The sequence below is a fragment of the Streptomyces sp. NPDC127106 genome (genome assembly GCF_042677605.1).
In the GTDB taxonomy this organism is placed as follows: Bacteria; Actinomycetota; Actinomycetes; order Streptomycetales; family Streptomycetaceae; genus Streptomyces.
This window is the reverse complement of sequence record NZ_JBHXTC010000083.1, coordinates 1-21234: the sequence shown is the minus strand read 5'-3', so window position 1 is coordinate 21234 and position 21234 is coordinate 1. Positions and strand designations below refer to the sequence as shown.

Annotated in this window: 7 protein-coding genes and 1 pseudogene; 7 read left to right on the top strand and 1 reads right to left on the bottom strand. The window is 74.1% G+C overall.

Annotation, left to right across the window (positions count from 1 at the left end; all coding sequences use genetic code 11):
- Nucleotides 1–207 precede the first annotated feature (207 nt).
- The 6 genes from ACFVGY_RS35510 to asnB all read left to right on the top strand — a co-directional run bounded on the left by ACFVGY_RS35510 (nucleotide 208) and on the right by asnB (nucleotide 13488).
- On the top strand, nucleotides 208–1443 hold the full coding sequence (locus ACFVGY_RS35510; protein WP_385685979.1) for a molybdopterin-binding protein: 1236 nt from the start codon (nucleotides 208–210) through the stop codon (nucleotides 1441–1443).
- Nucleotides 1444–1780: 337 nt separating this feature from the next.
- The gene (locus ACFVGY_RS35505; protein WP_385685975.1) at nucleotides 1781–5716 is read left to right on the top strand and encodes a Pls/PosA family non-ribosomal peptide synthetase; all 3936 of its coding nucleotides are present in this window, start codon (nucleotides 1781–1783) and stop codon (nucleotides 5714–5716) included.
- Between the two features lie 42 nt (nucleotides 5717–5758).
- On the top strand, nucleotides 5759–7129 hold the full coding sequence (locus ACFVGY_RS35500; RefSeq protein ID WP_385685972.1) for a M1 family metallopeptidase: 1371 nt from the start codon (nucleotides 5759–5761) through the stop codon (nucleotides 7127–7129).
- Between the two features lie 263 nt (nucleotides 7130–7392).
- Nucleotides 7393–8157, top strand: a complete 765-nt coding sequence (locus ACFVGY_RS35495; protein ID WP_385685969.1) for a thioesterase II family protein — start codon at nucleotides 7393–7395, stop codon at nucleotides 8155–8157.
- Between the two features lie 216 nt (nucleotides 8158–8373).
- Nucleotides 8374–11295 carry an AAA family ATPase gene (locus ACFVGY_RS35490; RefSeq protein WP_385685966.1) on the top strand — a complete coding sequence of 974 codons (2922 nt, stop codon included), beginning with the start codon at nucleotides 8374–8376 and terminating at the stop codon, nucleotides 11293–11295.
- Between the two features lie 348 nt (nucleotides 11296–11643).
- Nucleotides 11644–13488 carry an asparagine synthase (glutamine-hydrolyzing) gene (gene asnB / locus ACFVGY_RS35485; RefSeq protein ID WP_385685963.1) on the top strand — a complete coding sequence of 615 codons (1845 nt, stop codon included), beginning with the start codon at nucleotides 11644–11646 and terminating at the stop codon, nucleotides 13486–13488.
- A gap of 82 nt (nucleotides 13489–13570) precedes the next feature.
- Here asnB and ACFVGY_RS35480 read toward each other — a convergent pair whose 3' ends face one another.
- Entirely contained in the window at nucleotides 13571–14695 is a 1125-nt protein-coding gene (locus tag ACFVGY_RS35480) for a nucleotide disphospho-sugar-binding domain-containing protein (protein WP_385685960.1), read from the bottom strand.
- Nucleotides 14696–15025: 330 nt separating this feature from the next.
- Between ACFVGY_RS35480 and ACFVGY_RS35475 the strand changes: the two are divergent.
- Nucleotides 15026–21234, top strand: a pseudogene (locus tag ACFVGY_RS35475) (type I polyketide synthase); the annotation flags it as partial.

Here is a 21234-nt window from a genome sequence, read left to right as displayed (position 1 = left end):
GGCGGGCAGGTGGCGCAACCCTGCCGTACCAGCGGCAGGAGGAAACGAGAGACCGTACTCAAGCCGAAGCCCTCACGCTTTGGTGATGTGACGGATTTTCCGGGCCGGAATGCCCGGAATGCTGAGACCTGACTACGGTCTCAGCAACGGTGGGAGCGCAACGGCAATCCCGCCGGCAGCGACAGGAAACGCGGCGGTCCGATAGTCGTGTGCAGGCCTCCCGCGACCGTTTCGGCCCCGGCCGCCGCCCCGCCCGCCGCCGCCCACTCCTGCGCCTCGTCCCGGGCCGTGCCCTGGGCGCACGCCCGGGTGCTGGCCCACGGCGCACCGTCCCGGCCGCTGCCCGCCCGTGCGGTGCCGCTCCGGGACGCCGCCGGGCTCACCCTCGCCGAGGACCTGTGTGCCCTGCATCTGCTGCCGTCGTTCGACACGGCCGCGCTGGACGGCCATGCCGTGGCGGGCTCGGGGCCGTGGCACGTCCGCGGGATGGTCCGGGCCGGTGCCGCCTGGGAGGGCGTCCTCGGCGCGGGGGAGTGCGTGGCGATATCCACCGGTGCCCCGGTGCCGGCCGGAGCCCGCGCCGTGCTGCCGCTGGAGTCTGCGCAGCCCGCCGGTGACGGCCGGGTGGCGGGCCCCGACCTGCCGCCCGGCCGGCACATCCGGAGGACCGGCGAAGACGCCCCCGCCGGCGCCCCCCTCGCCCCGGCGGGCAGCCGGATCGGGCCGGCGCTGCTCGGCCTCGCCGCCTCCTGCGGCCACGACACCCTGGTGGTGCGACCGCGCCCCCGGGTCGGGGTCCTGATCACCGGGGACGAGCTGGAGCACGCGGGCCGGCCGGGTCCCGGTCGGGTGCGCGACGCCCTCGGGCCGCTCCTCCCGGCGCTGGTCGCCTCCCTCGGCGGGGAGACCGGCCTCACGCGGCACGTCGCCGACCGGCCGGCCGGGCAGCTCGCCGAGGCCGTGCGCGGAATGCGGGACGTCGACGTCGTAGTGGTGACGGGCTCCACCTCCGTCGGCGCCACCGACCAGCTGCGCCGCCTCTTGGCCGGGGCCGGGGCCCGGATGGTCGTGGACACCGTCGCCTGCCGTCCCGGACACCCCATGCTGCTCGCCGGACTGGACACCGGGCGCTGGGTGGTGGGGCTGCCCGGAAATCCCTACGCGGCCCTGGCCGCCGCCCACACCCTGCTCGGTCCACTGCTCGGCGGTCTGTCCGGCCGCACCCTCGAACCCCTGCCGCAGGTCCCGGTCCGCGGCCCGGTCCGCCCCGCACCCGGACTGACCCGTCTGGTGCCCGTCGTGTGGGACGGGGACGGGGCCGGCATCACCGACGGGCACGGCGCGGCGTTCCTCCAGGGCGCGGCCGTCGCCGACGCGCTGGCCGCCGTCCCGCCCGACTGGACCGCGGGCAGCCCCGTGCCGCTGCTGCTGATGCCCGGCTGACGGCCGCGGCCACCGGATCACCCGCACGAGCAACCCCTCGTTCGCCCCCGGCCGTGCAGGGGGCCGCAGGCCGCATCCCCTCTCGCATTTGCGGTCATTTCTCGACGATCTCCCGGTGAATGCTTGGCCTTTGGGTGCGATGGGCGTCGCATGTGAGCGGCCGCATGGGGGATGGCGACAAAGAATGCCTGTGTGGCATCGCAACGCGCCGAAACCCGTGTTCCGTCCCGCAGGTGCACTAAAATGGCGGGCTGTTTGGCGCTGTACCCGAGCAACCCGGGTCAAACCGGGCTACACCGACAGCCCGGCCGTGTCCGGGTGCGAGACGTGAGGGCCGATGGCAGCCACACCCGAGCACGGTGAACTCACTCTGATCGACGACGGCACGCCGCCGCAGGATCCGTGGCCGGCAGAACCGGGGAAATCCGCCCGCTTCCGCGCCGGGCCCGCGGCCCCGCCGCGCACGCTCGTCGACGTCTTCGACGCCTCCGTCCGGGCGTACCCCGACGAGCTCGCCCTGGACGACGGCACCGCCCGGCTCACCTACCGGGCGCTGGCCGCCGAGGTCGAGCGCCGGCGGCGCGTCCTGGCGGCCGCCGGGATCGGCCTCGGCGACCGGGTCGGCGTACGCGTGCCGTCCGGCACCCATGACCTGTACGCGGCGATCCTCGCCGTGCTCGCCGCCGGAGCCGCCTACGTGCCGGTCGACGCCGAGGACCCCGACGAGCGGGCCGCGCTGGTCTTCGCCGAGGCCGGGGTACGGGCCGTGCTCGGCCCCGGCCAGCGCATCGACCCGGTCGGCCCCGGCGGCCCGGCGGGGGGCCGGGCGGCGCCCGTCGGGCGGCCCGGGCCGGAGCACGACGCGTGGATCATCTTCACCTCGGGCTCCACCGGCAAGCCCAAGGGCGTCGCCGTCACCCACCGCAGCGCGGCCGCGTTCGTGGACGCCGAGGCCGCGCTGTTCCTCGCCGACGAGCCGATCGGACCCGGCGACCGGGTCATGGCCGGGCTGTCCGTCGCCTTCGACGCCTCCTGCGAGGAGATGTGGCTGGCCTGGCGCCACGGCGCGTGCCTCGTGCCCGTGCCCCGCTCCCGGGTGCGCAGCGGCGCCGACCTCGGCCCCTGGCTGGCGGAACAGGAGATCACCGTCGTCTCCACCGTGCCGACCCTGGCCGGGCTCTGGGAGCCCGACACCCTCAACGAGGTCCGGCTGCTGGTCTTCGGCGGCGAGGCGTGCCCGCCCGAGCTGGGCCGGCGCCTGGTCACCGAGGGCCGCGAGGTCTGGAACACGTACGGCCCGACCGAGGCGACCGTCGTCGCCTGCGCCTCGCTCCTGACCGGTGGGGAACCGGTCAGGATCGGCCTCCCGCTGAACGGCTGGGAACTGGCCGTCGTCGACGAGTCCGGCGAACCGGTCCCGATGGGCGGCAGCGGCGAGCTCGTGATCGGTGGCGTGGGCCTGGCCCGCTACCTCGACCCGGAGAAGGACGCGGAGAAGTACGCCCCGCTGGACGCGCTCGGCTGGCGGCGCGCCTACCGCAGCGGCGACCTCGTCCGCGCGGAACCGGAGGGCCTGGTCTTCCTCGGCCGCGCCGACGACCAGGTCAAGCTCGGCGGCCGCCGCATCGAACTGGGCGAGGTGGACGCGGCACTACAGGCCCTGCCCGGCGTGAGTGCGGCGGCGGCCGCCGTGCGCACGGCGCGCGGCGGCACCCAGCTGCTGGTCGGCTACCTCGTCACCCAGGACGGCTGGGACCGGGCGGCGGCCGTCGAGCGGCTGCGGGCCGCGCTGCCCGCAGCGCTCGTACCGCTGCTGGCACCCGTCGGCGAACTACCCACCCGCACGTCCGGCAAGGTGGACCGGGACGCACTGCCCTGGCCCCTGCCCGACCAGGAGACCGCGACCGGCCCCGCCGAGCAGCTGCACGGCACCGAGGCCTGGCTCGCCGAGCAGTGGCACGAGACCCTCGGCGTGCCCGTCACCGGCGCCGACGACGACTTCTTCGCGATCGGCGGGGGCAGCCTCGCCGCCGCCCGGCTCACCACCCGGCTGCGCACCCGCTACCCGGGCGCGGCCGTCCTCGACATCTACCAGCAGCCCACCCTGCGCAAACTCGCCCGGCGGCTGGAGAAGTCCGCGCAGGACGACGCCGCGACCCGGCCCGTCGCCCCGGTACCGGCCCGCACCCAGGCGGCGCAGTGCCTCCTGCTGCTCCCGCTGGCCACCCTGGCCGGCCTGCGCTGGACCGTGGCCCTGCTGGCCCTGGGCAACGTACTGCACCGGTTCGGGCCCTACCCGTGGGCGCCGCCCCCCGCGGGGGGGGGGGTCGGCGCCGGCGCGGCCCTGCTCTTCAGCCCCCCGGGCCGGCTGGCGATCGCCGCGGGCGGCGCCCGGCTGCTGCTGCGCGGGGTCCAGCCCGGCCGCCACCCGCGCGGCGGAAGCGTGCACCTGAGGCTGTGGACCGCCGAGCGGCTGGCCGAGTACGCAGGTGCCACCTCGCTCACCGGCTCCTGGCTCGAACGCTACGCCAGGGCCCTCGGGGCCAAGGTCGGGCCCGACGTCGACCTGCACTCCCTGCCCCCGGTCACCGGCCTGCTCAAACTGGGCCGCGGATGCGCCGTCGAGTCGGAGGTCGACCTCGCCGGGCACTGGCTGGACGGGGACGGGCTGGTCATCGGCCCGGTCAAGGTCGGTGCGGGAGCGGTCGTCGGTACCCGCAGCGTGCTCTTCCCCGGGGCGCGGGTCGGCAAGCGCGCCGAGGTGGCCCCCGGCTCCGCGGTGACCGGGCAGATCCCGACCGGCCAGCGCTGGGCCGGGGCGCCCGCGGTCAAACTCGGCCGGGCCAAACACAACTGGCCCCGGGAACGCCCGCCCCGGTCGGTCCACTGGCGCGCCATGTACGGGGCGACCGGCTTCGGCCTGACGCTCCTGCCCCTGGCAGCCGCCGTGCCCGCGCTGCTCGTGGCCGGCCTGTTCGTACCCGCCGACGCCGGGCTCGCCCGCGCCCTGGGCGGAGCACTGCTCGCCGTCGTGCCCGGCGCTCTCGCCTTCGGGTGCGCGTACGCCCTGCTGGTGCTGGTCTCCGTACGCGCGCTCAGCATCGGGCTGCGCACCGGAAGCCATCCGACGCACAGCCGGGTCGCCTGGCAGGCCTGGACCGTCACCCAGCTGATGGACCTCTCCCGGGGGACGCTCTTCCCCCTGTACGCCGGTCTGATCACACCGGTGTGGCTGCGGCTGCTCGGCATGAAGATCGGCCGGGGCGCGGAGGTGTCCACCGTGCTCGCCCTGCCGAGCCTCACCACCGTGGGGGACGGAGCGTTCCTCGCCGACGACACCCTGACCGCGCCCTGTGAGCTGGGCGGCGGATGGGTGCGGATCGGCCACTCCGAGATCGGCCGCCGGGCCTTCCTCGGCAATTCGGGGATGACCGCCCCGGGCCGCACCGTCCCGGACGACGGGCTGGTCGGCGTGCTCTCCGCCACCCCGAAGAAGGCCAAGAAGGGCAGCTCCTACCTGGGCCTGCCACCCGTCCGGCTGCCCCGCTCCGCCGCCGAAGCCGACCTCAGCCGGACGTACGAGCCGCCCGCGCGGCTGCTGTGGGCGCGCGGCGCGGTGGAGCTGTGCCGGCTCGTCCCGGTGTTCTGCTCGGCCGCGCTGGCCGTCCTCGCCGTGGCCGCGCTCAGCCTGGCGGCCACGGCGAGCGGCCCGGGCATCGGGTGTGCGGCGCTGCTCTCCGGGGCGGTCCTGCTCGCCGCGGGCACGGCCGCGTGCGCCGTCGCGGTCGCCGCGAAGTGGCTGCTGGTGGGCCGTCACCGGCCGGGGGAGCACCCGCTGTGGAGCGGCTTCGTGTGGCGGGGCGAGCTGGCGGACACGTTCGTCGAGGTCCTGGCCGTGCCGTGGCTGGCCGGATCGCTGTCCGGCACGCCCCTGCTCGTGCTGTGGCTGCGCGGCCTCGGGGCCCGCATCGGCCGGGGCGTGTGGTGCGAGAGCTACTGGCTTCCCGAGACCGACCTGGTCGTGCTGGGTGACGCCGTCAGCGTGAACCGCGGCTGCGTCCTGCAGACACACCTCTTCCACGACCGGATCCTGCGGACGGATACTGTGATCCTCCGTGAGGGCGCCACCTTGGGCCCGGGCGGAATCGTCCTGCCGGGGAGCACGCTGGGGGCGCGCAGCACTCTCGGCCCGGCCTCCCTCGTGATGGCCGGGGAGTCCGTCCCCGCCGACTCCCGCTGGCTGGGCAATCCGATCGAGGCGTGGCGGTCGTGACCGACCGCCGCGGGCACCGGGCGGCAGGGAGCGGAAGCGTCAGTGAACGGCCAGCAGACAGCGGGATCCGACCCCTACTTCCCGGACAACGGCGATCCCCGTTACCGCGTGCACCGGTACGAACTCGCCCTGGAGTACCGTCCCGGCCCCAACCGGCTCGCCGGAACGGCCCGGCTCAGCGCGATCGCCGGGCGGGCGCCGCTCGCCGAGTTCCACCTCAACCTGGCCGAGTTCCGGCTCGGCCGGGTGCTGGTGGACGGCCGGGTCCCGCAGTACACCCACCGCGGCGGCAGGCTGCGGATCCGGCCGGCCAAGCCCCTGCACGCCGGGGCCGCGTTCACCGTGGAGGTGAACTGGTCGGGCAACCCGAAGCCGGTCCGCAGCCCCTGGGGCGGCCTCGGCTGGGAGGAGCTGACCGACGGCGCGCTGGTGGCCAGCCAGCCCGTCGGGGCGCCGTCCTGGTACCCGTGCAACGACCGGCCCGCCGACAAGGCCGCGTACCAGGTCTCGGTCAACACCCCCTCGGCGTACACGGTGGTCGCCGGCGGACGCCTCCTCACCCGCACCACCAAGGCCAGCACGACCACCTGGGTGTACGAGCAGCCCGCACCGACCTCCAGTTACCTGGTCGGCCTGGCCATCGGCACGTACCAGATGGTGCTGCTCGGCGACCCCGGCCTCGGCGGCGTCACGCAGAGCGCGCACGTGCCGCCGCACCTGCTGGCCCGGTTCTCCCGGGACTTCGCCCGGCAGCCGGCCATGATGCGGCTGTTCGAGGACCTGTTCGGCCCGTACCCGTTCGGTGAGTACACGGTCGTCATCGCCGACGAGGAACTGGACGTCCCCGTGGAGGCCCAGGGCCTCTCCCTGTTCGGCGCCAACCACGTGGACGGTGCACGGGGTTCGGAGCGCCTCGTCGCCCACGAGCTCGCGCACCAGTGGTTCGGCAACAGCGTCACCATCGCCGACTGGCGGCACATCTGGCTCAACGAGGGCCTCGCGAAGTACGCCGAGTGGCTCTGGTCCGAGCACTCCGGCGGCCGCACGGCCCACGAGCTGGCGGCCGAAGCGCACCGGCTGCTGGCGTCGAGACCGCAGGACCTGCGGCTGGCCGACCCGGGCCGCAAGCTGATGTTCGACGACCGGCTGTACCAGCGGGGCGGGCTCGCCGTCCACGTCGTCCGCTGCGCGCTGGGCGACGCCGCGTTCTTCCCCATGCTGCGCGACTGGGCGGCCGTGCACCGGCACGGCGTGGTCACCACCGCCGCGTTCACCGGCCACGTGGCCCGACACGCGCCGCGCCCGGTGGACGACCTGCTCGGGGCCTGGCTCTTCGAGCCCGCCCTCCCGCCGTTCCCCGCAGCGCCGCCGGAGCAGCCGGCGCCGGCCTCCCCGCGGAAGGGCAAGCGCTGATACCGGACGGGAGCCCGAGCAACGTCGCCGTCTGCCGGAACATCGGCCCGACCTCGGACATCCGCGCCGAGAATGCTCCCCGGGAGCCGCGGCGAAGGGAGATTTCCAGCCGCCGTAGGGGTCCGATCTAGGGGTACTGGCGACATTGCCGCTCTGCTAAACATGGATCAACGGAACGCGCCTGCGGAAGCAGCGAAAACGTCCGGATCTGAAGATCGAGCGTGCGTGCTGCGGCCGTACCGGAAAACGGAGTTTTCATCCCCTTGATCGACAAGCAGAATGCCGACGGCTGGATCCGCCGCTATCACGCCGCGGACAACAGTCCGATCCGACTGGTATGCCTGCCGCACGCCGGCGGCTCGGCCTCCTTCTACTTCCCCGTCTCCCAGGCGCTCTCCCCGTCCGTGGACGTCCTGTCCGTGCAGTACCCCGGACGGCAGGACCGCCGACACGAGCCCGGCATCACCGACATCGGCGTCTACGCGGATGCTCTGACCAGCGCCCTTCTGCCCTGGGTGGACCGACCGCTGGCCCTGTTCGGCCACAGCATGGGCGCGGTGCTCGCCTTCGAGGTCACCCGCCGACTGGAGCGCGACCACGGCATCACCCCGGTGCGCATCTTCGCCTCGGGCCGCCGCTCGCCGTCGAGTTTCCGCCACGAAACCGTGCACCTGCGCGACGACGACGGCATCGTGGCCGAAATGCGGGAGCTCAGCGGCACCGACGCCGCGATTCTCGGCAACGAGGAGATCCTCCGCATGGTGCTCCCCGCCATTCGGAGCGACTACACCGCCATCGAGAACTACCGCGCCACGCCCCGCGACACGGTGAACGCCCCGATCACCGTGCTGACCGGCGAGTCCGACCCCCGGACCAGCCGCGAGGAAGCGGACGCCTGGGAAGGGCACACCCTCGGCGGATTCGACATCCGCTGTTTCCCGGGCGGCCACTTCTTTCTCGCGCAACAACAGGCGCAGATCCTGAAGATCATCTCAGAGGAACTCGCGGCGGCCACCCGGAAGGGTTGAGCCGCACGCCGGGCCGGCCGCATGACCAACGGCCGCCCGGAGGTGAACGGACGAGGCGGGTTCCACGGCCGGGCCGCACAGTCCTCCGCACGGGAAGACGCGAGCCACGTCCGCACCCGCCCCGTACCCGCCCCGCCGATCCGGCGGGCCACGAGGAGGCGTGACGCAGTGCAGTGCAGGACAGGTACACACAGTCCGGGGGAAAGGGAAGCACAGGTGGCAAGGCTGGTCGAGCGCGAGAAGCAGTGGGAGACGCTGAACGACCTGCTCGGCAGCGCCCGGCGGGGCCGCGGACGCGTCGCGGTGATCAGCGGTCCCATCGCCGCCGGGAAGACGGCCCTGCTGGAGCACTTCACCGAACAGACCATCGCCGAAGGGACGCTCGTCCTGGAGGCCGCCGGCTCCCGGCCGGAGCAGCACCTCCCCTTCGGCATCCTGCGCCGCATCCTCGACAGTGCCGCACTCCTGGACCCCGCCGTCCACGCCGAGGCCACCGCACTGCTCGACGCAGTGGCCGCGCCGGTCACCGACGTCACCGACGTCACCGACTGCGCCGGAACTGCCGGACCCGACGACACCACGGGCGGCGTCGACGCCGGCATGCGCGTCCTGCCCCACGTCTGCGCCCTGCTCCTGCGGATCGCCCGGGACCGCACCGTCGTCATCGCCGTCGACGACGTCCACCACGGCGACGAACTGTCCCGCGCCTTCCTGCTGTGCCTGGCCCGCCGGGTCAGGCAGGCCGGCGTGCTGATCGTCCTCACCGAGGCCGTGCGCCTGCTCCCCGCCCAGCTCGCCTTCCACGCCGAACTGCGGCGCCAGCCCAACTGCACCACCATCCGGCTGCCCCTGCTCAGCACGGACGGCACCGCCCGCATCCTCGCCGGCCGCTTCGCCACCGCCGCCGCCCAGCGGCTGTCCGCCGACTGCCAGGAAGCCACCGGCGGAAACCCGAACCTGGTCAACGCCCTGCTGGAGGACGGCCTGACGGCCCTGGGCGACAGCGAACCCTTCCAACCGCTCGCCCCCGCCGAGAACTTCGAACGCGCCGTCGTGGACTGCCTCCACCGGGGCGACCCCGAGATCCCGGCCGTCGCCCGGGGCATCGCTGTCCTCGGCAACGCCTACCCGCCCGCCCTGCTCAGCCGCATCACCGCCGTCCACGTCAAGACCGTCGAACTGGCCGTACAGGACCTGGACCGGTGCGGGATCCTCGGCGACGGTGCCTTCCGCACGCCCGCGACCCGCTCCGCCGTCCTGGCGGCGACCCCGCCCGGGGAGCTGTCCGCCCTCCACCGGCGCGCCGCGCGGCTGCTGCACCAGGACGGCGCACCCGCCCTCGACGTCGCCCGCCACCTCCTCGCCACCCGCACACCGGCGGACGACTGGGCGATCCCCGTCCTCCAGGAGGCAGCCGAGTACGCCCTCGTCGAGGACGACCCCGAACTCGCCCTGCGCTGCGGGGAACTGGCCGTCGACTCCTGCCCCGAGGGCCCCCGGCGCACCGCGCTGAAGTCCCGCCTGGTCAGCATCGTGTGGCGCAGCAGCCCGGTCGCCGCCGAAGGCCATCTGCGGCAGCTGTCCCGCGAGTTCTGCGCGGGCCGGCTCACCGACCGCGACCTCCTCCACGCCGTGAGCTGCCTGGCCTGGATGGGCGAGGCCCGGCAGGCGGGCGAGGAAGTACGCCGCCTGCAGGCCGCCGCCGAGGAAGCACGGGACGCCGGACAGCCCTTCGCCTACGACCCCGACACCCTCGCCGCCGCGCAGAGCTGGCTCTCCGCGGTCAGCCCCTCGGTCCGGGAGCTCTTCCCCGCCGCGGGCCTGTCCGGCACCAGGGTCGCGGCCCCGCGCACACCGGCCGGCACCGCGGCAGCCCCCCGGACCCCCGCCCCGTACGACATGCCCGACGAAGCCCACCTCCCGGCCGTCGAGGCCCTGCGGACCGCCCTGCGCGGCGGGCAGGGCGAGGCGGCCGTCGCCGAGGCCACCCGGGTGCTCCAGCGCTACCACCTCAGCGACCGCACCCTCATCCCCCTCGTCCTCGCCGTGCTGGCCCTCGTCTACGCCGGCCGCCTCGACCTCGCCCTCACCTGGACCGACCGGCTCCTCGGCGAGTGCTCCGCCCGCAACGCGCCGACCTGGCAGGCGGCCCTCGGCGCGGTCCGGGCCGAGACCGTCCTGCGGCAGGGCGACCTGCCGGGCGCGGCCGCCCAGGCCCGCCAGGCGATGTCCCTGATATCCGTGCAGTGCTGGGGCGTGGGCATCGCCCTGCCGCTGGCCGTCCTCATCGAGGCCGAGACGCAGATGGGCAACATCGAGGAGGCCATGAACCTGCTCGAACAGCCGGTGCCCGAGACCATGCTGCAGACGCAGATCGGACTGCACTACCTCCGCGCCCGGGGCCGCTGCCACCTCGCGACCGGCCGCTACCACGCCGCGCTGCGTGACTTCCTCACCTGCGGCGAGCTCATGCAGAGCTGGGGCATGGACGCCGTGGAACTGGTGCCGTGGCGGCTGGACGCCGCCGAGGCCTGGCTGGCCCTCGGCAACGTACCGCGCGCCCGCGAGTACGCCGAGCAGCAGAAGCAGCGCGAGGCGGGCGCCGCCGGCACCCGGACGCGCGGAGCCCTGCTGTTCTCGCTCGCCCGCACCAGCGGCGACCTCACGTACCGGCTGAAGAGGCTCACCGAAGCCGTGGAAACCCTGGAACAGGGCGAGGACCGCATCCAGCTGGCCCGGGCCCTGGGCGAACTGGGCAGCGGCTACCGCGCGGCCGGGGACTTCAACCGGGCCCGGATGCTCGTCCGCAAGGCCTGGCACGTCGCGAAGTCCTGCGGGGCCCAACCGCTGTGCCAGGAATTCACACCCGGGCAGGGCGACGGCGAACCCGGCACGGCGGGCCGCGAGGGCCGGGAGGCGGACCCGCCGCGGGAGGCCGAGGTGCTCTCCGAGGCGGAGGCACGCGTGGCGCTCCTCGCCGCGCGCGGCCACACCAACCGGGAGATCGCCGGCAAGCTGTACGTCACCGTCTCGACGGTCGAGCAGCACCTGACCCGGATCTACCGCAAGCTCCAGGTCAAACGGCGGCGGGACCTGCCCGCCCGGTTGTGGGACCTGAGCCTGCCCGGGATCGCCTGAGCCGCGGCCCGTACCCCGTACCCCGTACCCCGTACCGCACGAGACCAACTGGCGAACCCTCCGGAGGGGGAGGGGCGATCCCCTGGACCGCCCCTCCCCCCTCCCCCCTCCCCCCGCCCCCACTCTCCCCGCTCACCCCCGCTGCGCGAGCCCCGCGCCCCCACCCCCGCCTTGAGGGGCCGGTAGGGGATGTGGCCGGACACCGCCGGAAAATACGGTCGGGCAGGACAGGCGCGACCGTCGGGCGTCGAGGCCCCGCAGGTGTCCGAACACCCAGGCCCCGGGACGGGGCGAGGGAGCCGTTGCACCGGGCCGTCGGGAAGCGCCGCGAAGACCGAGGAGCATCGCATGTGCGGCATCGCCGGCTGGATCGCCTACGAACGGGATCTGGCCCAGGAGACCACCACCCTGGACGACATGGTCCGGACGCTGACGGGACGGGGTCCCGACGCCGGAGGCAGCTGGACCGACGGCCCCGCCGCCCTCGGCCACCGACGGCTCGCCATCATCGACCTGGAGGGCGGCGTCCAGCCGATGGAGGCCGCCACCCCCGGCGGCCGCGTCGCGCTCACCTACAGCGGCGAGGTCTACAACTTCCGGGAGCTCCGGGAGGAGCTGCGCGGACGCGGCCACCGCTTCCGCACCTCCAGCGACACCGAGGTCGTCCTCCACGCCTACCTGGAGTGGGGCGAGGCGATGGCGTCCCGCCTCAACGGCATGTACGCCTTCGCGGTCTGGGACGGCCGCACGCAGAAGCTGGTCATGGTCCGCGACCGGATGGGCGTCAAGCCGCTCTTCTACCACCGCACCGCCGACGGCGTGCTGTTCGCCTCCGAACCCAAGGCGATCTTCGCCAACCCGCTGGCCAAGCCGGTGGTCAGCGCCCGCGGCCTGCGCGAGTTCATCGCCTTCAACCGGCCGCCCGGCGAGACCATCTGGGACGGCGTCGTCGAGGTGGTGCCCGGTACCGTCGTCACCGTCGACCGCGGCGGCGTCCGCAGCCACACGTACTGGCGGCTGGAGAGCCGCGAGCACACCGACGACCTCGACACCACGGTCGAGCGGGTCCGGGAACTCCTCGACGACACCGTCGCCCGGCAGCTCGTCGCCGACGTGCCCACCTGCGTCCTGCTGTCCGGCGGCCTCGACTCCAGCGCCATCACCGGCCTCGCCGCCGCACACCGGGCCGCCGAAGGCCGGCCGCTGCACACCTTCGCCGTCGACTTCACCGGCGAGTCCACGAACTTCGTACCGACCGGCGTGCACGGCAGCCGCGACGCCGACTTCGCCACCGCCATGGCCCGCCACGCCGGCTCCGAGCACACCGACATCGTGCTCGACCCGACCTCCCTCGCCGACCCCGAGGTACGCCGCCGGGTGGTCATCGCCCGCGACAGCCCGGCCGGCCTCGGCGACATGGACGTCTCCTTGTACCTGCTCTTCCGGGCCATCCGCGAACGGTCCACCGTCGCCCTGTCCGGCGAGGCCGCCGACGAGGTCTTCGGCGGCTACGGCTGGTTGCACAACCCGGTCGTCCAGGAAGGCGACACCTTCCCCTGGATCACCGCCGGAATGATCGGCGCCACGCCCAACACCCAGCCCGTCGAGATGTACAACCTCGACACGCTGATCGCCCTCAACCCGCTGGAGGCCCTCGCCGACCACTACGCGACCGCCGTCGCCGAAGTCGGCCGCGTGGACTCCGAGAGCCCCCACGAGCACCGCATGCGCGTGCTGTCGTACCTGCACCTCACCCGCTTCCTGCGGATGATGCTGGACCGCAAGGACCGCATGAGCATGGCCGTCGGCCTGGAGGTCCGCGTGCCCTTCTGCGACCACCGCCTCGTGGAGTACGTCTACAACACGCCGTGGTCGATGAAGACATACGACGGCCGGGAGAAGAGCCTGCTGCGCGGAGCCACCCGGAGCCTGCTGCCGCAGTCCGTCATCGACCGCGTCAAGAGCCCCTACCCGGTCGTCCAGGACTGGCGCTACGCCGAGGCCCTCCAGCAGCACGCCAAGCAGCTCGTCGGCGAGGACGGCCCCGTCTTCCAGATCGTCAGCCGGGACTGGCTGGCCCAGTCCGTGAACGTGGCCCCCGAGACCCTCACGGGGGCCGCCCGCAACGGCCTGGAGCGGGCCCTGGACACCGCGATCTGGCTCGACACCTACCGGCCCGAGATCCGCGTGTAGCGGCCGTCCGCGGCGGCGAACACGGCACGGGCCGGCAGGGGTTTCCCCCGCCGGCCCGCGCCACGTCCGCTCCGGTCCGCCGCTAGCGGGCGGCCAGCTCCTCCAGCCGCGCCACGAGCGACGCGGGCGTCGGCATCGATTCGATCTCGGCCCGCACCTCCCGCGCCACCGCGGCCATCTTCTCGTCCGTGACCAGTCGCGTCAGCAGCTCCACGTCCAGGTCCTCCGCCGAACGGCTCAGGCCCAGGCCCCGGTCCTCCACGCACTGCGCGTTGATCCCGCGGTCCGCACCGTCGGGCAGGACCAGTTGCGGCACGCCCGCGTTGAGCGCGGCCAACGTCGTGCCGGCACCGCCGTGGTGCACGGCCGCATCACAGTTCTCCAGCAGCTTCGCCAGCGGCACCCAGCCCACGACCCGCACGTTCTCCGGCAGTTCGCCGAGCTCGGCCGTCTCCACCTCGCCCAGCGCGAGCACGAACTCCGCGTCCACCTGCGGGGCCGCGGCCAGCAGCCGCTGGATCGGGCCGAGACCGTTCACGTGCACCGTCGCCGTACCCAGCGTCACACCGATCCGCGGGCGGCCGGTCCGCTCCTCCAGAACCCAATCAGGCAGCACCGCACCGCTGTTGTACGGCACCGGCCGCATCACCCAGCCGTCCACCTCCGCCTCCACCATGCTCTGCGGCGCGATGTCGATCGTCGGCACCCGGTCCGGCACGCCCGCCACACCGTGCCGCGCCATCGTCTCCGACATCATCGCCACCGTCATCTCGCGCAGCGGAGTCGCCCGCAGGCAGCCGAAGTTGTGCTGGACCGCCGGGATCCCGAGACGGGACGCCGCGATCAGACCGGCCACGAAGATCTGCTCGTACACGATCAGGTCGGGCCGGAACGCGTCGGCGGTCCGCATGATGCCGTCGGTGAGGGCGTCGTTGAGCCGGGCGAACATCATCAGCCCGTCCATCGGGTCGAACTGCTCCGGATCCCGCAGCCGCGCTATCAGCTCCCCGCACTCCGCCTGGAGGAACTCCTCCAGGTGGAAACCGGGGCGGACGTCGGCCACGTGCAGACCGGCGTTCGCTGCTTCCAGCGCGTCGCCCGAGCTGGCCACCAGGACGTCGTGACCGGCCGCACGCAGCGCCCAGGCCAGCGGAACCGTCGGGAACAGATGCCCGATGGCCGGATAGGTGACGAACAGAACGCGCATGAGAACGACTTCCTCTCGGGTGGCGTGAACAGACGGGGACGGGTATTCCACCCGACGGCAGGATTCGACAGAAGGTCGGGCCGCGGACCCTTGACAAGAACCTTCTGAAATCTTGCAATTCCCCCTACTCCGGGGGCATCATGGGTCAGTCTCGCCCGCAGAGTCAAGGCGCCTTCCACGGGCCTCCACCTAGGGGTCCGTAGGGGGATTGTTAGGGGTTTCTGCCGCCCCTCTCCCGTGTCAGGGTCTCCCCAGTATTGGAGTTCTCTGTACGGAGTGGTGGAGCGCGCGATGTCTAACGAGTCCCAGGATTTCGCACCCGAGATCGGCGGCTCCTCCGAGGCCGACGGGACTCCGCCCGGACCCCGGGCCGCCCAGGAAGGAACCGGGGCCGCCCAGGGCGGAGCCGACAGCGGCGACCACCCGGCGGCAGCCCCGGCGCAGTGGCGCGAGCGGCTGGCCGGCCTGACCGAGGGCGAACAGCGCGCGGCACTCCTCGACTGGGTATCCTCCCTGGTCACGGCCACTCTGCGGGACGCCGCCCCCGCCGTCCTCGACGCGGACCGCTCCTTCCTCGACCTCGGCTTCGACTCGCTCGCCGCCGTCGACCTGCACGCCCGCCTCGTCGCCGGAACCGGTCTGCGCCTCCCCGTCACCCTCGCCTTCGACCACCCCACCCCCGCCCACCTCGCCGACCGCGTCCACGCCCTCCTCCTGGGCCGGACCGCCCCCGCCGAGGCGCCCGTCACCGCCGCCGTCAACAGCGACGAACCGATCGCCATCGTCGGAATGGGCTGCCGATTCCCCGGCGACGTGCATTCACCCGAAGAACTCTGGGAACTCGTCGCCGCCGGCACCGACGCCATTTCGGAATTCCCCACCGGCCGCGGCTGGAACCTCGACGCGCTGTACGACCCCGACCCCGACCGGGTGGGCACCACCTACACCCGCGAAGGCGGATTCCTCCACGACGCCGACCAATTCGACGCGGCGTTCTTCGGGATTTCCCCGCGCGAAGCCCTGGCCATGGACCCGCAGCAGCGCATCCTGCTGGAGACGTCCTGGGAGGCGTTCGACCGGGCCGGCCTCGACCCCGCCGGACTCCGCGGCGGCCAGGTCGGCGTGTTCGTCGGAGCCGAAACCCAGGAATACGGCCCCCGACTGGAGGACGCCGCCGACGGATTCGAGGGCTACCTCGTCACCGGCAACGCCGCGAGCGTCGCCTCCGGCCGCATCGCGTACTCCTTCGGCTTCGAAGGCCCCACCGTCACCGTCGACACGGCCTGCTCGTCCTCGCTCGCCGCCCTGCACCTCGCCGTCCAGGCCCTGCGCAACGGCGAATGCACCCTGGCGCTCGCCGGCGGCGCCGCGGTGATGGCCAGCCCCGGTTCCTTCCTCTCCTTCAGCCGCCAGCGCGGCCTCGCCCCCGACGGCCGCTGCAAGCCCTTCGCGGCCGCCGCCGACGGCACCGCCTGGGGCGAAGGCGTCGGCATGCTCCTCGTGGAGCGCCTCTCCGACGCCCGCCGCAACGGGCACCGCGTCCTGGCCCTGGTCCGCGGCACCGCCCTCAACCAGGACGGCGCCAGCAACGGCCTCACCGCTCCCAGCGGCCCCGCCCAGCAGCGCGTCATCCGCCAGGCACTGGCCAACGCGGGCCTGTCGCCGGCCGAAGTGGACGCCGTCGAGGCGCACGGCACGGGTACCCGGCTCGGCGACCCGATCGAGGCCCAGGCCCTCCTCGCCACGTACGGCCAGGACCGCCAGGCGGACCGGCCGCTGTGGCTGGGCTCCCTGAAGTCCAACATCGGACACACGCAGGCCGCCGCCGGCGTCGCCGGCGTCATCAAGATGGTCATGGCCATGCGGCACGGGGTCCTGCCGCAGACCCTCCACGTCGACGCGCCCACCCCGCACGTCGACTGGGAAGCCGGCGCCGTCTCGCTCCTGACCGGCGCCGTCGACTGGCCGGCGGCCGACACCCCGCGCCGGGCGGGCATCTCCTCGTTCGGCATGAGCGGCACCAACGCCCACGCCATCATCGAGGAGCCCCCCGCCGAAGACCGTGCCGACGACACCGCGGACCGGCCGTCCGGCCAGCCGCCCGTGCCGGCCCCCGGCCACGCCACCGGACCGCTGCCCTGGGCCCTGTCCGCCAAGACCCCCGAGGCCCTGCGCGCCGCCGCCCGACGCCTCGGCGACTGGCTCGACACCCACCCGGACACCACCCCGCACGACATCGGCCACTCCCTCGCCGCCACCCGCAGCCGCTTCGAACACCGCGCCGTCGTCCTCGGCGACGACCGCCCCGCCCTCCGCCGGGCCCTGAACGCCCTCGCCGACGGCATCGACACCCCCGCCGCCGTCCACGGCGAACCCGCCGCAGGACGCACCGCCGTCCTGTTCACCGGCCAGGGCAGCCAGCGCCTGGCCATGGGCCGCGAACTGTACGCGGCCCACCCGGCGTTCGCCGACGCCCTCGACGACGCCTCCTGGTACCTCGACGAGCAGCTCGAACACCCGCTGCTCGACGTCCTCTTCGCCGACGAGGACACCCCCGAGGCCGCCCTCCTCCACCAGACCGCCTACACCCAGCCCGCACTGTTCGCGGTCGAGGTGGCGCTGTACCGGCTCGTAGAGTCCTGGGGCCTGCGGCCCGCCTTCGTCGCCGGCCACTCCGTCGGCGAGATCGCCGCCGCCCACGTCGCGGGCGTCCTCTCCCTGGAGGACGCGTGCGCACTCGTCGCCGCCCGCGGCCGCCTGATGCAGGCCCTGCCCACCGGCGGCGCCATGATCGCGGTGCAGGCGTCGGAAGCCGAGGTCCTGCCGCTGATCGGCGCGGGCGACCGGGTCAGCATCGCCGCCGTCAACGGCCCGCAGTCGGTCGTCGTCGCCGGCGACGAGGACGCCGCCGCCGCCGTCGCCGCCGCCTTCGAGGCACGGGGCCGCAAGACCAAGCGGCTCACCGTCAGCCACGCCTTCCACTCGCCGCACATGGACGGGATGCTGGCCGACTTCCGCCGTCTCGCGCAGGTCCTCACCTACCGCACCCCCACCCTGCCCGTCGTCTCCCTCCTCACCGGAACCACCGCCACCCCCGCCGAGCTCACCGACCCCGAACACTGGGTCCGGCACGTCCGCGACGCCGTCCGCTTCCTCGACGGCGTACGCACCCTCCGGGCGCGCGGCGCCGACTCCTTCCTCGAACTCGGCCCCGACCCCGTCCTCACGGCCATGGCACAGGACTGCCTCGCCACCGACCCGCAGGACACCGCCGCCACCGCGACCCCGGCCCCCGCCTTCGCGGCCGCGCTGCGCGCCGGCCGCCCCGAGACCGCCACCCTCCTCGACGCCGTCGCGCGCATGTTCGTCCGCGGTGCGGACGTGGACTGGGCCGCCTGCTACGCCGGTACGGGCGCGCAGCGCGTGGACCTGCCGACGTACCCCTTCCAGCGGCAGCGCTACTGGATGGACGCGCGCACCCGCGCCGCCGATGCCACCACCGCCCACGCGCCCGGGACGGCCCCGGCCGACAGCGTCTTCTGGGACGCGGTCGAGCACCAGGACGTGGCCGCGCTCGCCGCCGCCCTCGAACTGGACGCGGACGGCGACCAGCCGCTGAGCGAGGTCGTCCCGGCCCTCTCGGCCTGGCGCCGTCGGATGCGGACCCGGTCCGAGGTGGACGGCTGGCGCTACCGGGTGTCGTGGAAGCCGCTGGCGGATGTCGCGGTCGCCGCGCGACTGTCCGGTGTCTGGCTGGTCGTGGCTCCTGCCGCCGGTGTCGACGGCACCGCGGCCGTGGTGGGTGCGCTGGCCGGGCGTGGTGCCGAGGTCCGGCGGGTCGTGGTCGAGGCTGGTGCCGATCGTGGCGTGGTGGCCGGGCTGGTGTCGGGGGCCGGTGCCCCGGTGGCCGGTGTGGTGTCGCTGCTCGCGCTGGACGAGGCCGCGGGTGTCGTGGCCACGGCCGTGTTGGTGCAGGCGCTCGGCGATGCGGGGGTGGAGGCGCCGTTGTGGTGCCTGACCCGCGGTGCGGTGAGTGTGGGTCGTTCGGACCGTCTTGTCTCTGCCGTTCAGGCGCAGGTGTGGGGTCTGGGCCGGGTGGCCGCCCTTGAGTTGCCCGAGCGTTGGGGCGGTCTGGTGGACCTGCCCGAGGTGTCGGACGAGCGGGCCATGGGCCGGCTGGTCGGTGTACTGGCCGGCGGTGTCACGGGTGAGGACCAGCTCGCGGTCCGCTCCTCGGGTGTCTTCGGGCGCCGACTCGTGCGGGCCGCCCGTGGTGAGGGCGCCGCGTCCTGGGCGCCGTCGGGCACGGTGCTCGTGACCGGTGGCACCGGCGCCCTGGGTGGGCGGGTGGCCCGCTGGTTGGCCGGTGCGGGCGTGGAGCGGCTGGTGCTGACCAGCCGCCGGGGTGAGGACGCTCCGGGTGCGGACGGTCTGGTGGCCGAGCTTTCCGGGCTGGGCGTGGAGGTGTCGGTCGTGGCGTGCGACGCCGCCGACCGGGATGCCCTCCGCACGGTCCTGGCGGCCGAGGCGGAGACCCTGACGGCCGTCGTCCACACCGCCGGCGTCCTCGACGACGGCGTCCTGGACACCCTCACGCCGGACCGCTTCGAGAACGTCCTGCGCGCGAAGGCGACCTCAGCGAACCACCTCCACGAGCTGACCGTCGAACTCGGCATCGAGCTGTCGGCGTTCGTGCTGTTCTCCTCCATGAGCGGCACCATCGGCGCCGCCGGGCAGGCCAACTACGCCGCCGCCAACGCCCACCTGGACGCGCTCGCCGAGCAGCGCCGGGCCGCCGGACTCGCGGCGACCTCCGTCGCCTGGGGCCCGTGGGCGGAGAGCGGCATGGCCGCCGACGAGGCGATGGACGCCCGCATGCGCCGCGAAGGCGTGCCCCCCATGGCCCCCGACGCGGCCATCGCGGCGCTGGCACAGGCCGTCGGCGCCGGCGAGGCCGCCCTTACCGTCGCGGACATCGCCTGGGACCGCTACGCGTCCGCCGTGGCAGCGGTCCGCTCCAACCCGTCGATCGCCGCGTTCGTCACCGGCGCGTCGACGGGCGAGGCCGCAGCGACCGGTCACGGGACCGTCGTGACGGGCGCCGATGTCGCGGGCACCGCCTTCGCGAAGCTGGCCCGCCTGCCCCGGGCCGAGCAGGAGCGGGAGCTGCTCGGTCTCGTCCGTACGCACGTCGCCGCAGTCCTCGGACACGACGGCGCGGACGCGGTGGGCGCGGAGCGCGCCTTCAAGGACCTCGGCTTCGACTCCCTGGCCGCCGTCGACCTGCGCAACCGCCTCGGCGCGGCCACCGCACTGAGACTCCCCACCACCCTCGTCTACGACCACCCGACCTCGGCCGCCCTCGCCGAGTACCTGCGGGGGGAGCTCGTCGGCAGCGAGCAGCCGTCCGACACCGCCCCGGCGGTCGCCGTCGCCCCCGACGAGGACCCGATCGCCATCGTCGCGATGAGCTGCCGCTTCCCCGGCGGCGTCCGGACCCCCGAGGACCTGTGGCGGCTGCTGGCGCAGGGGGCGGACGCGGTCGCCGCGTTCCCGGCCGACCGCGGCTGGGACCTGGACCGGCTCTACAGCCCCGACCCGGACCGGCCCGGAACCTCGTACACCCGTGAGGGCGGCTTCCTCTACGACGTCGCCGACTTCGACGCCGACTTCTTCGGGATCTCGCCGCGCGAGGCCCTGGCCATGGACCCGCAGCAGCGGCTCCTGCTGGAGGCCTCCTGGGAGACGTTCGAGCGCGCCGGCATCGACCCGGCCGTCCTGAAGGGCAGCCGCGCCGGTGTGTTCGTCGGCACCAACGGCCAGGACTACCTCTCCCTGGTCGCCGGCGAGGCCGACGGCCTGGAAGGCCACGTCGGCACCGGCAACGCGGCGAGCGTGGTCTCCGGCCGCCTGTCGTACGTGTTCGGGCTCGAAGGCCCGGCGATCACCGTCGACACGGCCTGCTCGTCGTCGCTGGTCGCCCTGCACCTGGCCGTCCAGGCGCTGCGCCAGGGCGAGTGCGAGATGGCTCTCGCCGGTGGTGTGACCGTGATGTCCACCCCTGATGCCTTCATTGACTTCAGTCGTCAGCGGGGGTTGGCGGAGGACGGTCGGATCAAGGCGTTCGCGGCTGCGGCGGACGGTACCGGGTGGGGTGAGGGTGTCGGCATGCTGCTCGTGGAGCGGCTGTCGGACGCCCGCCGCAACGGTCACCCGGTGCTCGCGGTCGTGCGGGGTTCGGCGATCAACCAGGACGGTGCGAGCAATGGTCTGACGGCTCCGAACGGTCCGTCGCAGCAGCGGGTGATCCGGCAGGCGCTGGCGAGTGCCGGGCTGTCGGCTGCCGATGTGGACGCGGTGGAGGCGCACGGTACGGGTACCCGGCTGGGTGACCCGATCGAGGCGCAGGCGCTGCTGGCGACGTACGGTCGTGAGCGGGGCGGCGGTCGTCCGCTGCTGTTGGGTTCGGTGAAGTCGAACATCGGGCACACGCAGGCCGCGGCCGGTGTGGCCGGTGTGATCAAGATGGTGCTGGCCAT

What these genes read in the sequence shown, in the direction of transcription:
- ACFVGY_RS35505 (WP_385685975.1), top strand. Translation starts at nt 1,781, where the DNA reads ATGGCAGCCACACCCGAGCACGGTGAACTCACTCTGATCGACGACGGC.
- asnB (WP_385685963.1), top strand. Translation starts at nt 11,644, where the DNA reads ATGTGCGGCATCGCCGGCTGGATCGCCTACGAACGGGATCTGGCCCAG.
- ACFVGY_RS35480 (WP_385685960.1), bottom strand. Translation starts at nt 14,695, where the DNA reads ATGCGCGTTCTGTTCGTCACCTATCCGGCCATCGGGCATCTGTTCCCG.